This is a genomic window from Actinomadura kijaniata NBRC 14229 (assembly GCF_001552175.1).
Lineage (GTDB): Bacteria > Actinomycetota > Actinomycetes > Streptosporangiales > Streptosporangiaceae > Spirillospora > Spirillospora kijaniata.
Genome location: NZ_BCQR01000029.1, coordinates 27,373 through 40,244 on the forward strand (window position 1 = coordinate 27,373; position 12,872 = coordinate 40,244).

General features: G+C 74.6%; 14 protein-coding genes. 10 read left to right on the plus strand and 4 right to left on the minus strand.

Going from position 1 to position 12,872, the window contains the following annotated elements; all coding sequences use genetic code 11:
* Positions 1–81 precede the first annotated feature (81 nt).
* The gene (locus AKI01S_RS10580) at positions 82–1,026 is read left to right on the plus strand and encodes a hypothetical protein (protein WP_083999314.1); all 945 of its coding nucleotides are present in this window, start codon (positions 82–84) and stop codon (positions 1,024–1,026) included.
* Positions 1,027–1,064: 38 nt separating this feature from the next.
* Here the strand turns inward: AKI01S_RS10580 and AKI01S_RS10585 are convergent, their stop codons facing one another.
* Complete coding sequence (locus tag AKI01S_RS10585; protein ID WP_067814472.1) at positions 1,065–1,469, minus strand: winged helix-turn-helix transcriptional regulator; 405 nt, start codon at positions 1,467–1,469, stop codon at positions 1,065–1,067.
* Between the two features lie 67 nt (positions 1,470–1,536).
* Between AKI01S_RS10585 and AKI01S_RS10590 the strand changes: the two genes are divergently transcribed.
* The 5 genes from AKI01S_RS10590 to AKI01S_RS10610 all read left to right on the plus strand — a co-directional run bounded on the left by AKI01S_RS10590 (position 1,537) and on the right by AKI01S_RS10610 (position 6,112).
* Entirely contained in the window at positions 1,537–2,202 is a 666-nt protein-coding gene (locus AKI01S_RS10590; protein ID WP_067814474.1) for a nitroreductase family protein, read from the plus strand.
* 93 nt (positions 2,203–2,295) lie between these two features.
* Entirely contained in the window at positions 2,296–3,045 is a 750-nt protein-coding gene (locus tag AKI01S_RS10595) for a GNAT family N-acetyltransferase (protein ID WP_067814476.1), read from the plus strand.
* Between the two features lie 58 nt (positions 3,046–3,103).
* Positions 3,104–3,577, plus strand: a complete 474-nt coding sequence (locus tag AKI01S_RS10600; RefSeq protein ID WP_067814478.1) for an OsmC family protein — start codon at positions 3,104–3,106, stop codon at positions 3,575–3,577.
* 103 nt (positions 3,578–3,680) lie between these two features.
* Positions 3,681–5,066 (plus strand): MocR-like pyridoxine biosynthesis transcription factor PdxR, encoded by a 1,386-nt coding sequence (pdxR, locus tag AKI01S_RS10605; protein WP_067814480.1) that lies wholly within the window; start codon positions 3,681–3,683, stop codon positions 5,064–5,066.
* An 86-nt stretch (positions 5,067–5,152) separates the two neighbouring features.
* Positions 5,153–6,112 (plus strand): pirin family protein, encoded by a 960-nt coding sequence (locus AKI01S_RS10610; protein WP_067814481.1) that lies wholly within the window; start codon positions 5,153–5,155, stop codon positions 6,110–6,112.
* On the opposite strand, the gene AKI01S_RS10615 is transcribed toward AKI01S_RS10610, so the two are convergent.
* On the minus strand, positions 6,109–7,233 hold the full coding sequence (locus AKI01S_RS10615; protein ID WP_067814483.1) for a Gfo/Idh/MocA family protein: 1,125 nt from the start codon (positions 7,231–7,233) through the stop codon (positions 6,109–6,111). The genes AKI01S_RS10610 and AKI01S_RS10615 overlap by 4 nt on opposite strands.
* Before the next feature lie 131 nt (positions 7,234–7,364).
* On the opposite strand from AKI01S_RS10615, the gene AKI01S_RS10620 reads away from it, so the two are divergent.
* The 4 genes from AKI01S_RS10620 to AKI01S_RS10635 all read left to right on the plus strand — a co-directional run bounded on the left by AKI01S_RS10620 (position 7,365) and on the right by AKI01S_RS10635 (position 11,366).
* On the plus strand, positions 7,365–8,006 hold the full coding sequence (locus tag AKI01S_RS10620; RefSeq protein ID WP_067814485.1) for a TetR/AcrR family transcriptional regulator: 642 nt from the start codon (positions 7,365–7,367) through the stop codon (positions 8,004–8,006).
* 41 nt (positions 8,007–8,047) lie between these two features.
* Positions 8,048–9,100 (plus strand): lipoate-protein ligase LplAB, encoded by a 1,053-nt coding sequence (gene lplAB / locus AKI01S_RS10625; protein WP_083999317.1) that lies wholly within the window; start codon positions 8,048–8,050, stop codon positions 9,098–9,100.
* Positions 9,101–9,254: 154 nt separating this feature from the next.
* The gene (locus tag AKI01S_RS10630; RefSeq protein ID WP_067814487.1) at positions 9,255–10,649 is read left to right on the plus strand and encodes a TerD family protein; all 1,395 of its coding nucleotides are present in this window, start codon (positions 9,255–9,257) and stop codon (positions 10,647–10,649) included.
* Between the two features lie 54 nt (positions 10,650–10,703).
* Positions 10,704–11,366: a nitroreductase family protein gene (locus AKI01S_RS10635; RefSeq protein WP_067814489.1), complete on the plus strand. Its 663-nt coding sequence runs from the start codon at positions 10,704–10,706 to the stop codon at positions 11,364–11,366.
* A gap of 27 nt (positions 11,367–11,393) precedes the next feature.
* Here the strand turns inward: AKI01S_RS10635 and AKI01S_RS10640 are convergent, their stop codons facing one another.
* Together AKI01S_RS10640 and rnhB are read right to left on the minus strand one after the other, a co-directional pair.
* Positions 11,394–12,026: an HhH-GDP family DNA glycosylase gene (locus tag AKI01S_RS10640; RefSeq protein ID WP_067814491.1), complete on the minus strand. Its 633-nt coding sequence runs from the start codon at positions 12,024–12,026 to the stop codon at positions 11,394–11,396.
* A gap of 76 nt (positions 12,027–12,102) precedes the next feature.
* Positions 12,103–12,861: a ribonuclease HII gene (gene rnhB, locus AKI01S_RS10645; protein ID WP_067814562.1), complete on the minus strand. Its 759-nt coding sequence runs from the start codon at positions 12,859–12,861 to the stop codon at positions 12,103–12,105.
* Positions 12,862–12,872 lie beyond the last annotated feature (11 nt).

Genomic DNA, 12,872 nt, shown 5'->3' on the forward strand with positions numbered 1-12,872 from the left:
TGGCCTTTCCCCCGCGCGGGGGAGCGGGATCCCTCCGGCGGGTGGTCCGGGCGTTCGCCGGTTCCGCGAGGCTCCGTCGGTGTGAACGCACAGGGAACGGCGGTGGGGCCGTGCTGGAACGCGGCGCGCAGGTGGGCGGGGTACGCGGCGGCGTCCAGCATGGGGACCTATCTGGCGGTGAAGGTCGTCTGGGTCGTCGCGGGCCTGCTCGGGGAACGCCCGGACGGTTTCGGCGGCACCGGCTGGGTGCTGCTGAACGCCGTCACCGTGGCGATGGCGGCGGCCGGGGTCGCGCTGGGGCTGGCGTTGGCGCGGCCCTGGGGGAGCGGGCTGCCCGCCGTTCCGGTGGTCTTCGTCGCCTGGACGGGGGCGGGGCTGCTGGTGCCGATGATCCCGCTCATGGCGGTCCGGGGCGTCCTGGGCGGCGGGGACGGGGAGACCGGCGCGACGCCGTCGTGGGAGGCGCTCCCGCTCACCGTCGGCTTCGCCGGGATGGGCCTGGGGCTGGCCGTGGCCCTGCCGATCTACCTGCGGGAACGATGGCCGCGGGCGTTCCGGGGGCGGGTGGGGGACCTTCGTCTCCCCGTGCCGCCCGCGACGGCGGCGGTGTCCGGCGCGGTCGCGCTGGGGGCGCTCTGGTGCCACCGGGCGGCGGGCGGCACCCTCGGCCTCGTCCGCGACCTGGACGTCGACGGGCGGCTGCTGATCGCCAACTCGGGCCTGTGGGCGCTGCTGGGAGCCGGGAGCATCGCGACGCTGGCCCGCGCGTCCCGGGCGCCCCGGTGGATCCCGGTGGCGACGGCCTTCGTGGCGTCGGGCTCGCTGTTCGCGTGGAGCGCCTGGAAACTGCCGATGGTGATCCTGCGACCGGGAGGTTTCACCACCGCCGAGCACCCGTGGGTCGCGGTCGCCGAACACACCCTGGGCATCACGACGGGCCTGACGCTGCTGGCCGTCGTACTGCGAGCCGTCCGCCATCCTTCAGGGCGTCCGACCGAGGGAGCCGGCCCCTCCCGCGCCCGGTGAACAGGCGAGTGCCGTGGGCCGGGGCTTTGGAACACGGCTCAGGCGCGGCTGGGTGGCGGGGGGTTCCGTGCCTCCGCGAACCGGGCGCGGGCGCGTTCTATCTCGTTGATGTGGGTCTCGGTCCAGCGGCGCAGCGCGGTGATCGGTTCGGCGAGGCCACGGCCCAGGTCGGTCAGCGCGTACTCGACGCGGGGCGGGATCGTGGGGTGCACGGTGCGGGTGACGAACCCGTCGGCCTCCAGGGCGCGCAGCGTCTGGGTGAGCATCTTCTGCGAGACGCCCTCGATGCGGCGGCTGAGGTCGGTGTACCGCATGGTGCCCTCCAGCAGGGAGTCCACGACCAGGATCGTCCACTTGCCGGAGATGTGGTCGAGGACCTGACGCGTCGGGCACTTGGCGGAGTAGACGTCGGCGGGCAGGCCTGAGGATTCCACGGTCGTCATGAAGGGAGAGTAACGCACTAATTTGTGCCCACTTCCCAATGGAGAGTGACTCTCCGATAGTGGGTGCATGAGCATCCAGAGCATGTCCGTCGCGGAGGCGATCCGCGTCCGCCGCAGCGTCCGTCACTACCGTGCCGACCCCGTCCCGCCGGCCGTTCTCGACACCCTCCTCGAACTCGCGGCGGAGGCCCCCACGAGCTGGAACCTCCAGGACCGGTCCGTCGTCGCGGTGTCCGGGGAGGAGGGGCGCCGGGGGCTGACGTGGGCCACCGGCGGGCAGCCCCAGCCGCAGGAGGCGCCGGTCGTGCTGGTCTTCGTGGCCGAGCCGCGGTCCTGGCGCGAGGACCAGGGGGACGTCCACGCGCTCGCCCGCCGGAACGGGGCGTGGAGCGAGGAGTTCGCGGCCGCGTTCGCCGAGGCGTCGCGGGCGTTCCAGGAGGACCTGGAACGGCGCGGGCTGCTGCGGGAGTACGCGGTCAAGGACGCCGTGATCGCGGCCTCGTTCGTCATGCTGGCCGCCACCGAACTGGGGCTGGCGACGTGCCCGATGAACGGCTGGGACGAGGAGCGGGTGAAGAAGGTGATCGGGATCGACGGGCGGGACGACCTGGCCGTCGCCCTGCTGCTGTCGGTCGGCTATCCGGCGGAGGAACGGCGGCACCCCGGGCGGCGGGCGCTGGAGCGCAACGTCTTCCGCGAGCGCTACGGACGGGAGGCGGCCGTCCGGGGATGAGCCGGTTCCGGCGGCCCCGCCCGACCGTCAATTCGGTTGTCGGCGGGCGGGGCGGTCCGTAGGGTGCCCGGGGTCGTCTTCGAGAGGGGTTCCTTGTTCGCTGCCGAGGTGCACGCCTTCCTGCGTGCCAACGCCGGTCCGGACGCTCCGCGCGTCGGCCCGTTCACGCTCCGGTTCGACGACCATTCCGACGAGCGGTTCTTCAACTACGCGATCCCCGACGACGGCGCCGCTCCCACGGCCGGGGAGGTGGAGGCGCTGGTCGCGGCGTTCCGGGAGCGCGAGCGGACGCCCCGGCTGGAGTACCTCCCCCGGGCCGCGCCGAAGGTCGAGGACGCGCTGCTGTCGGCGGGCTTCACGCCCGAGGGCCGCTTCCCGCTGCTGGTCTGCTCGCCCGGTGGCGTGGTGGACGCTCCGGCGGACCCCTCCGTCCGGGTCTCCCTGGTCGACGCCGGCGACGACCTGTGGGGAGCCGCGCGGGTGATGGACGCGGCGTTCGGCTCGCCCGGGACCACCGAGCACGACGTCGCGCGGCTGCGGCGGATCGTCGAGGGCGGCGGCCTGGTCGCGGTGGCCGTGGACACCGCGACCGGGGCCGTGGTCGGGGCCGGGCAGAACGAGCGCCCGCACCGGGGCGTCGCGGAGGTCGCCTCCATCGGCGTGCTGCCCTCGCACCGGCGGCGCGGCATCGCGGGCGCGATCACGGCGCTGCTGACCCGCGCGGGCGGTGACGTGGGGATCGCGACGTCGTTCCTCACGCCCGCCGACGACGGCGCGGCCCGCGTCTACGTCCGGGTCGGCTACCGCAAGGTCGGCGAGGCGCTGTACATCTCGTCGCGCTGAGCCCGGCCGCGGATGCCGCCCCGGGAGATAGTGGGGAGACCCCACGGAAAGGACTTCCATGGCGAAGACGCACCGCTACGAAGTCACCGTGACCTGGACCGGGAACAACGGCACCGGCACCAGCGGCCACCGGGACTTCGAGCGTTCACATGACGTCTCCGCGGACGGCAAGCCGGTACTGGCCGGGTCGTCGGATCCGGCGTTCCGCGGCGATCCCGCCCGGTGGAATCCCGAGGAGCTGCTCGTCGCGTCGCTGGCGCAGTGCCACATGCTGTGGTTCCTGCACCTGTGCGCGGGGGAGGGGATCGTGGTGACCGGTTACGCGGACCGGCCGGTCGGCACCATGGCCGAGACCTCCGACGGCGGCGGGCACTTCACCGAGGTGGTGCTGCGGCCCGAGGCCGCGCTGGCCGACCCCGCGGAGGAGGAACGCGCCCGCGCCCTCCACGAACGCGCCCACGGACTGTGCTTCATCGCGAACTCCGTGAACTTCCCCGTGCGGTGCGAGCCCGCGTTCGTCGCGGCGGGTTGACCGTCCGGTCCCATCAGTTCCGTCGTCTGCCCGAAGGCGGCGGCCAGATGTCTCATGCCCGCAACGCTACGAAGGATCTGGCTCACATGTATGGTCCAGATCCATGGCGGATGACTGGTCCAGTTGGGGGCTCGACCTCCATCTGCGGCTCGACCGGAGCCGGGGGCTGCGGATCGGGCTGGAGAACGCCCTGCGCGACGCCGTCCGGTCCGGGCGGCTCGCCGCCGGGACGAGGCTGCCCTCCTCGCGAACGCTCGCCCACGACCTCGGCATGGCGCGCGGCACCGTCACCCAGGCGCTGGACCAGCTCGTCGCCGAGGGCTACCTGACCTCGGCGCCGCGTTCGGGGATCAGGGTCGCCGCGCAGCCCGCCCCGCCCCCGAGGGCCATGCCCGTCACCCGCTCCTGGCTGCCGCCGGTCGAGGGGAGCGACCTGCGGCCGGGGCTGCCGGACCTGTCGACGTTCCCGCGCCGGGCGTGGCTGGCCGCCACCCGCCGCGTCCTGCAGACCGCGCCCAACAGCGCGTTCGGCTACGCCGACCTCGCCGGGGTCGCCGACCTCCGCGAGGCGCTGGCCGAGTACCTGGGCCGGGCCCGCGGCGTGGTCACCACACCGGAGCAGATCGTCGTCTGCGCGGGCTACACCCACGCGCTGCGGGTCGTGTGCGAGGCGCTCGGGACGGCGTCGATCGCGTTCGAGGACCCCTGCTCGCCCGACCATCCGGCGCTGGCCGCCCGCCTCGGCCTGGCGGCGGGGCGGCTGCCCACCGACGCCAGCGGCCTGCTCATCGACGCCCTCACCGACCAGGACGCCGTCGTGGTCACCCCCGCCCACCAGTACCCGCTCGGCGGGACGCTGAGCCCGGACCGGCGCACGGCGCTGCTGGCGTGGGCGCGGCGGACGGGGGCGTTCGTGCTGGAGGACGACTACGACGGGGAGTTCCGCTACGACCGGCAGCCGGTCGGCGCGCTCCAGGGCATGGCCCCCGACCAGGTGATCTACGCCGGGACGGCCAGCAAGACCATCGCCCCCGGGCTGCGCCTGGCGTGGCTCGCCGTCCCGCCCGCGCTGCTCCCGGCGATGCGGCGGGCCAACGCCTGGGACGACTCGCCCGTCAACAGCCTCGACCAGCTCGTCCTGGCCGACCTGGTCCGCTCCGGCGAGCTGGACCGCCACCTGCGGCGCTGCCGGTCCCGCTACCGGCGCCGCCGCGACCGCCTGGGCGAGGCCGTCGCCCGCCGTCTCCCCGGGGCGCACCTGTCGGGCATCGCGGCGGGACTGCACGCCGTCCTGCACGTGCCCGGCGCCGACGAACGCGCCCTGGTCGCGCGCCTGCGGTCCCGCGACGTCCACGTCGACGGCCTGACCTCCTACTACGAGGTCCCGGAGCGTTCCCCCGGCGGTCTGGTCATCGGCTACGCGACGCCGCCGGAGCACGCCTTCGCCTCGGCGCTGTCCGCGCTCGTCACCGCCCTGGGCGAGAGGTGACCGGCGGGATGACGGGGCGGCCTCCCTGTGATTTAATCTTCAACTAGATGTCGCGGTCGCGGGACCGGACGCCGGGGGAGGACCCGATGAGCAACCTGGACGTGCGACCCAGACCGGTCGTGTGCGGCGGGCGGGACGAGGTGTCCGCCGCGCCGGTGCGCGAGCTGCTGAAGGCGCGGGAGACGAACCTGGGCGGCAGCACCGTGGTGCGCCGCCTGCTGCCCAGCCTCGGGCGGCGCATGGTGGGCGCCTGGTGCTTCGTCGACCACTACGGGCCCGACGACATCGCCGACGAGCCCGGCATGCAGGTCGCGCCGCACCCCCACATGGGATTGCAGACCGTGAGCTGGCTGCACGCCGGGGAGATCACCCACCGCGACAGCCTGGGCAGCGAGCTGACGTTCGGGCCGCGCGAGCTGGCGCTGATGACGTCGGGCCGGGCCATCGCGCACGCCGAGCAGACGCCGCGCGAGCACGCGCCCCTCCTGCACGGCGCGCAGCTGTGGGTGGCGCTGCCCGACTCCCACCGCCACACCGACCCCGCGTTCGAGCACCACCCCGACCTTCCGGTGGTGACCGGGGGCGGGGTGAGCGCGAGGGTCATCCTCGGGCAGGTCGACGGCGCGGTCTCGCCCGGGACCGCCTACACGCCCATCGTCGGCGCCGACCTCGTGGTGAACGGGGCCGCGCGCCTCCCCGTCGAGCCCGACTTCGAGTACGCCGTGCTCACCATGTCCGGGGTCGTGGAGGTCGACGGCGTCCGGCTGGAGCCCGGCTCGATGCTCTACCTCGGGTGCGGGCGGCGCGAGCTGCCGCTGCGCGCCGACGGCGAGGCCGGGCTGATGCTGCTGGGCGGCGAGCCGTTCGAGGAGAAGCTCGTCATGTGGTGGAACTTCGTCGGCCGCACCGGCGAGGAGATCGGGCGGGCCCGCGCCGACTGGATGGAGGGGGACCGGTTCGGCGAGGTGCGCGGCTACGACGGCGACCCGATCCCCGCGCCCGCCCTGCCCGAGGTCCCGCTGAAGGCGCGCGGCCGGGTGCGCTAGAGCCGCTGCCGGGTCCCGGTCTCCGCCGAGCGGCGGACCGCGTCGAGCAGGCCGTGCAGGCGCACCGCGTGGCCGAAGTCCGCGACCGGGGCCCCGCCGGTGCGGATGTCGGCGGCCAGCGCGGCGTACTGCTCGGCCACGTTGCGGACCGTCGCCTCCGGGACGCCCCGGACCGTCCGGAACCGGTCCGGGACCGGCAGCTCCCGCCAGCCCCGCTCGCCCGTGCGCGCCTCCAGCACCCGGGCCGCGCCGATCTGGAGCTGGGCGTCGCGCGGGTCGGGGAGGTCGGTGACGAGCACCAGGTCGCCGTCGGTCCCGGCGATCTCCAGCCGGGTGCGGGGGTTGGCGGCCTTGCGGTCGGACAGGTGGACCGAGGCGACCGCGCCGCCCGCCAGCGTCGCGTGGACGAGGACCTGGTCGGGGGCGGTGCGCTCGAACGTCTCGCCCGTCTCGGCGACGGTGTAGTGGGAGACCTGGCGGGACAGGTGCGCCGACAGCTCGGCGATGTCCCCCGCGACGAACTGCAGGGCGTCCAGGACGTGGCCCCCGGCGACCTCCAGCAGGCCCGCCCCGTTGGCGCTGTCGGCGGTGTAGGCGGACGCGGCGGGGTAGCGGCCGTCCGCGCCGTGCGGCCGCGCGGAGTAGGCCGTCACCGCCAGCACGCGCCCGATGCGGCCCTCGGCGACCAGCTCCCGGGCGTACCGCACGCCGGGGGAGTGCCGCGCCTGGAGGCCGATCGCGTGCCGGACGCCCGCCGCCTCCGCCTCCGCCGCGAGCGACCGCGCCTCCTCGGTGGTGAGCGCCAGCGGCCACTCCGACAGCACGTGCTTGCCCGCCTTCAGCGCCGCCCGGACCAGCTCGGCGTGGTGCGGCACCTTCACGGCCACCGTCACCAGGTCGACCTCGGGGTGCGCGGCCAGCGCGCCCGCGTCGGCGAACGCGTGCGGCACGCCGAACGCCCGGGCCGCCTCGCGGGCGCTGTCCTCCCGCGACGTGCCGACGGCGGTGAGGGCGAGGCCGGGGGCGGCCGCCAGGGCCGGGACGTGCGCGACGGCCGCCCAGCCGCGGCCGGGGTCGGCGTTGGCGCCGATGATGCCCACGCGGACGGGGGAGACGGTCATGACGGGACTCCTTGCTTCCTGCTCGGACATAAACGGACGTGTTCCGTCCGTTTCCGGACCCTAGAACAAGCGGACGCGATCTGTCCACTTAATCTGGACGGCCCCCGTCCGCTTGTTGTTAGGCTGGCCGCATGTCCACGCCCAGCCCCGCCCCCGTGCCCGCCGTGGACCGGCTGCTGGACGACGGCACCGGCCGCCGCCCCCGCGCCGACGCCCGCCGCAACGTCGAACGCCTGGTCGCCGCCGCCCGCGCGGTCGCCGCCGAACGCGGAGCCGAGGTCACCGCGCACGAGATCGCCCGCCGCGCGGGCGTCGGCGTCGGCACGTTCTACCGGCGCGTCGGCACCCTGGAACGCCTCCTCCAGGCCGTGATGGAGGAGATCCTCGGGGAGATCCTGGCCCGCGCCGACCGGGGCCTGGCCGACCCCGACCCCTGGACCGGCCTGCGCGACTTCACCCTGGCCTACCTGCGGCTCCGCAACGAGCTGTGCGACATCAACGAGGCCGTCGGCGGCCTGCTCGACCACTCCCGCGCCGAACTGCGCGACCGCGTCCGCCTGCTGGTCCAGCGCGCCCAGGACGCCGGGGCGATGCGCGCCGACGTCTCCTGGACCGACGTGGCGTTCCTGCTGGTCGGCGCCGCCACCGGGGACCACACCCTCGGCGTGTTCGCCGGGCCCGACCAGTGGGAGCGCAACCTGCGGATCATCCTGGACGGCCTGCGCGCCCCGGACCCCGGGCCGCTGCCCGGCTCCCCGCCGAAGGCGCCCTGACCGGACGGAATCCCGCCGGCGCCCGCGCGGTTGGGAACGGTGTGACGCATGGCGAGTACAAGGTTCCCGGCGGCAAGCTCGTGGTCGCCGACGTCGAGGTCGTCGACGGGCTGCTGCGCGGGCCCCGGATCAGCGGCGACTTCTTCCTCGAACCCGACGAGGCCCTCGAATCGATCAACGCGGCCCTGGACGGGCTGTCCGCCGGGCTGGAGGCCCGCGACATCGCCGCCCGCGTGCAGGCGGGCCTGCCGCCCGGCACGGTGATGCTCGGCATCACCGCCGAGGCCGTCGGGATCGCCGTCCGGCGCGCCGTGGCCCGCGCCTCCGACTGGCGCGACCACGACTGGCGGCTGGTCCACGAGGGGCCGCAGCCGCCCGCCCTGCACATGGCGATCGACCAGGTGCTCGCCGAGGAGGTCGGCGCGGGCCGCCGCCCGCCGACCCTGCGGATCTGGGAGTGGGGCGGCCCCTCGGTGATCATCGGCAGCTTCCAGTCGCTGCGCAACGAGGTCGACGCCGAGGCCGCCGAGCGGTTCGGCGTCGAGGTGGTGCGCCGGATCAGCGGCGGCGGCGCGATGTTCGTCGAACCCGGCAACACGATCACCTACTCGCTGTACGCGCCCGAGTCGCTGGTCGCCGGGATGTCGTTCGCCGACAGCTACGCGTTCCTGGACGACTGGGTGCTCGGCGCGCTCGCCGAGCTGGGCGTCCGCGCCTGGTACCAGCCGCTCAACGACATCACCTCCGACCAGGGCAAGATCGGCGGCGCGGCGCAGAAGCGGCTGGCGAACGGGGCCGTGCTGCACCACGTGACCATGTCCTACGACATCGACGCCGACAAGATGCTCCAGGTGCTGCGGATCGGCCGGGAGAAGCTGTCGGACAAGGGCATCGCCAGCGCGCGCAAGCGGGTGGACCCGCTGCGCCGCCAGACCGGCCTGCCGCGCGAGGAGATCATCCAGCGGATGGTCGGGCACTTCCGCGGCCGCCACGGCCTCACCCCCGACGCCCTCACCGCCGAGGAGCTGCGGCGCGCCGACAAGCTGGCCGTCGACAAGTTCACCACCCCGGAGTGGACCGCCCGGGTCCCCTGATCACGGCCGGTCGCGGCCGTGCGTCCCCACGGCCCCGCCGCCCCCGCCATGCTGGGGGAACAAGATCCGCCGCGACCGGGCGGCCCCGATGGTCGCCTCCGAAGGCCCCCGGGCCGTAGGTTGGTGGGGGTCGGATGACGATGAGGGGAACGGTATGTCGATGCTGAAAGGCGCCAACACCCCGGTGTCGGCCGCCGCGGTCCGCGTCGAGCTGGGCTGGCAGAGCGGGCCCGGTGTGCCCGACGCCGACGCCTCCGCGCTGCTGCTGGCCGGAACGGGCCGGGTGCGCTCCGACGACGACTTCGTGTTCTACAACCAGCCCGCCCACCGCAGCGGGGCCGTCCGGCACGAGGGCAAGCAGCAGGGCCCGACGGTCCGCGACACCCTCTTCGTGGACCTCGGCCGGGTCGAGCCCGACATCGAGAAGATCGTGGTCGCGGCGTCCTCCGACAGCGGCACGTTCGGCCGTTTCCAGGGCCTGTACGTGCGGGTGCTGGACGCCCAGAACGGCGCCGAGCTCGCCCGCTTCGACAACCCCGGCGCGACGACCGAGACCGCGTTCGTGCTCGGCGAGCTGTACCGGCGGCAGGGGCAGTGGAAGTTCCGCGCGGTCGGGCAGGGCTACGACTCGGGGCTGGCGGGACTGGCCACCGACTTCGGCATCACCGTCGACGACGCCCCGCCGCCCCCGCGGCAGACCCAGCAGGCCCCGCCCCCGCCTCCCCAGCCGACGCCGCCCCCGCCGCCCCAGTACGCCCCGCCGCCTCCGCCGCAGCAGCCGCAGTACGCGCCGCCCCCGCCGCCGAACCAGTACGCGCCGCCCCCGCCCCCGCCCCAGTACGCGCCGCCTCCGCAGCCGCAGTACGCGCCCCCGCCTCCGCCGCCCGCCCCGCAGCAGGCCGAGCCGCAGATGCAGGGCGGCAAGATCTCGCTGACCAAGAACGCCCCGTCGGTGTCGCTGACCAAGCACGGCGCGACCTCGGGCCACATGCGGGTCAACCTCAACTGGAGCGCCCGCCCCGGCGCGGCCAAGGGCTTCCTCGGCAAGCGCCGCCGCGGCATCGACCTGGACCTCGACCTGTGCTGCCTGTGGGAGCTCCAGGACGGCAGCAAGGGCATCATCCACGCGCTCGGCGACATGGGCGACCTGAACCGGCCGCCGTTCATCAAGCTGGACAAGGACGACCGCACCGGCGGCACCGAGTCCGGCGAGAACATGACGATCAACCTGGACCACACCCGCGACTTCCGGCGGATCCTGGTGTTCGCCGAGATCTACGACGGGGCCGAGGACTTCCGCGGCCTGGACGCGATCGCCACCCTCTACCCGATCGGCTCCCCGCCGATCGAGATGCGGATGGACGACTGCGCCGACGCCTCCCGCGACGCGGTCCTGGCGCTGATCGAGAACGTCAACGGCGAGCTGGTCGTCCGCCGCGAGGGACGCTTCGTCCTGCCGCCGCCGGGCCGCCCCCGCTGGGGCAAGCTGTCGGTCGACCAGACCTACGGCTGGAACCTGGAGTGGGTGGCCTCCCGGGGCAAGGACTGAGCCGCTCCTGATCGGCTCTTGATCGGCGCGGGGGCGGCGGGATAGGACGGGGCCATGAGCACCCCTCACCCCTATCCGGCCGTCCCCGCGCCGCGCTTCCACGTCCCCTCGCGGCAGGCCGTGGAACGGGCGCGCGCGTTCGCCGACACCATGGCGCTGCGCCGCACCGTCCGGGACTTCGCCCGCACCCCCGTCCCCCTGGAGATCGTCGAGGAGGCGATCCGCGCCGCCGCGACCGCGCCGTCCGGCGCGAACCTGCAACCCTGGCGGTTCGTGGTCATCACCGACCCGGAGCGCAAACGGCGGCTGCGGGAGGCCGCCGAGGCCGAGGAACGCGAGTTCTACCAGCGCCGGGCCTCGCCGGAGTGGCTGGAGGCGCTCGCGCCGCTGGGCACCGACTGGCGCAAGCCGTTCCTGGAGGACGCGCCCGCCGTCATCGTCGTGTTCGAGGTGCACAAGGGCCCGCACACGCCCCGCCCGTACTACGTGAAGGAGTCGGTGGGGATCGCGGTCGGGTTCCTGCTGGCGGCGCTGCACCAGGCGGGCCTGGCGACGCTCACGCACACGCCCAGCCCGATGCGTTTCCTCAACGAGGTGTGCGACCGGCCGCAGGAGGAACGCGCCTACGTCGTCATCCCCGTCGGCTACCCGGCCGAGGACGCGACGGTCCCCGACATCACCCGCAAACCGATCGGGGAGGTCGTCGTCCACCTGTGACGACGACCTCCCCGACGGCCGGCCCGGTCAGCCCTTCAGCACGGTCTCGGCGAGTCTCTTGTCGCGGGCGACGCGGACCAGCGCGGCGGCGAAGCGGGCGAGGTCCTTCTCGGCGACCTCGTCCGCCAGCTTCTTGGGGTCGGCGGGCAGGCCGAGCCGTTCGGCGCCCCGGAGCGTCTGCGCGTCGAAGTAGGGGCGCAGCCACGGCCACATCGCCTGCGCCTCCCGGCAGAAGATGTCCACCCCCGTCGGCCCGATGCCGGGGAACTCCCGCAGCAGCTCGGCGGCGCGGTCGCGGTCGCGCTCGGCCTTGATGGGCAGGCGGCGCAGGTCGCCCGCGTAGTGCTCCTGCACGAGCTCGGCCATGTCGCCGAGGCGGGACGCGGTGCTCTCGTCGTAGCGGACGTAGTGGGCGCGGCCGAGCGCGTCCACCCGTTGCTGCCAGGTGAGCCTGGCCAGACCCCGCGCGGTGCCGCCGCCCGCCTCGAACAGCTGGCGGGCCGCCTCCATCGCGATCTCCGAGGAGATACGGGTGCTCAGCAGGTTGGCCAGCACCAGCAGTTTGAACACCGCGCCGGGCTGGTCCTTCAGCGGGATCCCCGCCTCCTCGGCGAAGGTCTGACCCGCCTCGCGCAGCAGCCTTTTGACGACAGAGCCCATGCCACTTACCTCCCGTTAGCCGCGATTTACCCGCGTGGGTGTAATCGACTCTCGCGCACGGGCGACGGAGGCGTCGTCAGAGGAGACTCAGCTGGCCTTCCCCGGCCAACGGATCCCGGTGACGCCGAAGGTGCCGCCACCGGGGCAGGTCGTCCAGGTACGACCACGACAGGCGGTGGTGCGGCGTGGGGCCGTTCTCCGCCAGCGCCTTCTGGTGGGCGGGCGACGGGTACCCGGCGCTGTCGGCGAACCCGTAGCCGGGGAACTCCGCGTCGAGGTCGGCCATCAGCCGGTCGCGGTGCACCTTGGCCAGCACCGACGCCGCCGCCACGCTCACCGAGCGCTGGTCGGCCCTGACCTCGCAGCGGACCCGCCACGGGTGCCGCAGGAAGTCGCGGTCGCCGTCGAGGATCACCACGTCGGGCGGCTCGGGCAGCGCCTCCAGCGCGCGGACCGCCGCGCGCCGCAGCGCCTCGGTCATGCCCAGCTCGTCGATCTCCTCGGGGGAGGCGGACCCGAGGGCGTACCCGGTCAGCCAGCCGGGCAGGATCTCGGCGAACGCCTCCCGGTGCCGCCGCGTGAGCAGCTTGGAGTCGGTCAGCGCGACCGTCCGGCCGCCGCGTCCCGGCAGCCCGGGCGGCGCGCTGAGGTCGGTGACGGCCGCGCCCACCACGACCGGCCCGGCCCACGCGCCGCGCCCCACCTCGTCGAGCCCGGCGATGCGCGGCGGGCGGCCGTCCGGCGTGGGCAGCGCGGCGCGCAGCTCCTCCTCGATGGCGTATCCCGCCGCGCGCGGGTCGGCGTCGGGCTCGGCGGGACGGGACGCGGCGGTCAGTCCGGGCAGGG

What these genes read in the sequence shown, in the direction of transcription:
- AKI01S_RS10610 (WP_067814481.1), top strand. Translation starts at nt 5,153, where the DNA reads ATGAGCAACCTGGACGTGCGACCCAGACCGGTCGTGTGCGGCGGGCGG.
- pdxR (WP_067814480.1), top strand. Translation starts at nt 3,681, where the DNA reads ATGGCGGATGACTGGTCCAGTTGGGGGCTCGACCTCCATCTGCGGCTC.
- AKI01S_RS10600 (WP_067814478.1), top strand. Translation starts at nt 3,104, where the DNA reads ATGGCGAAGACGCACCGCTACGAAGTCACCGTGACCTGGACCGGGAAC.
- AKI01S_RS10585 (WP_067814472.1), bottom strand. Translation starts at nt 1,469, where the DNA reads ATGACGACCGTGGAATCCTCAGGCCTGCCCGCCGACGTCTACTCCGCC.
- AKI01S_RS10620 (WP_067814485.1), top strand. Translation starts at nt 7,365, where the DNA reads ATGTCCACGCCCAGCCCCGCCCCCGTGCCCGCCGTGGACCGGCTGCTG.
- AKI01S_RS10615 (WP_067814483.1), bottom strand. Translation starts at nt 7,233, where the DNA reads ATGACCGTCTCCCCCGTCCGCGTGGGCATCATCGGCGCCAACGCCGAC.
- AKI01S_RS10635 (WP_067814489.1), top strand. Translation starts at nt 10,704, where the DNA reads ATGAGCACCCCTCACCCCTATCCGGCCGTCCCCGCGCCGCGCTTCCAC.
- AKI01S_RS10630 (WP_067814487.1), top strand. Translation starts at nt 9,255, where the DNA reads ATGTCGATGCTGAAAGGCGCCAACACCCCGGTGTCGGCCGCCGCGGTC.
- AKI01S_RS10640 (WP_067814491.1), bottom strand. Translation starts at nt 12,026, where the DNA reads ATGGGCTCTGTCGTCAAAAGGCTGCTGCGCGAGGCGGGTCAGACCTTC.
- AKI01S_RS10590 (WP_067814474.1), top strand. Translation starts at nt 1,537, where the DNA reads ATGAGCATCCAGAGCATGTCCGTCGCGGAGGCGATCCGCGTCCGCCGC.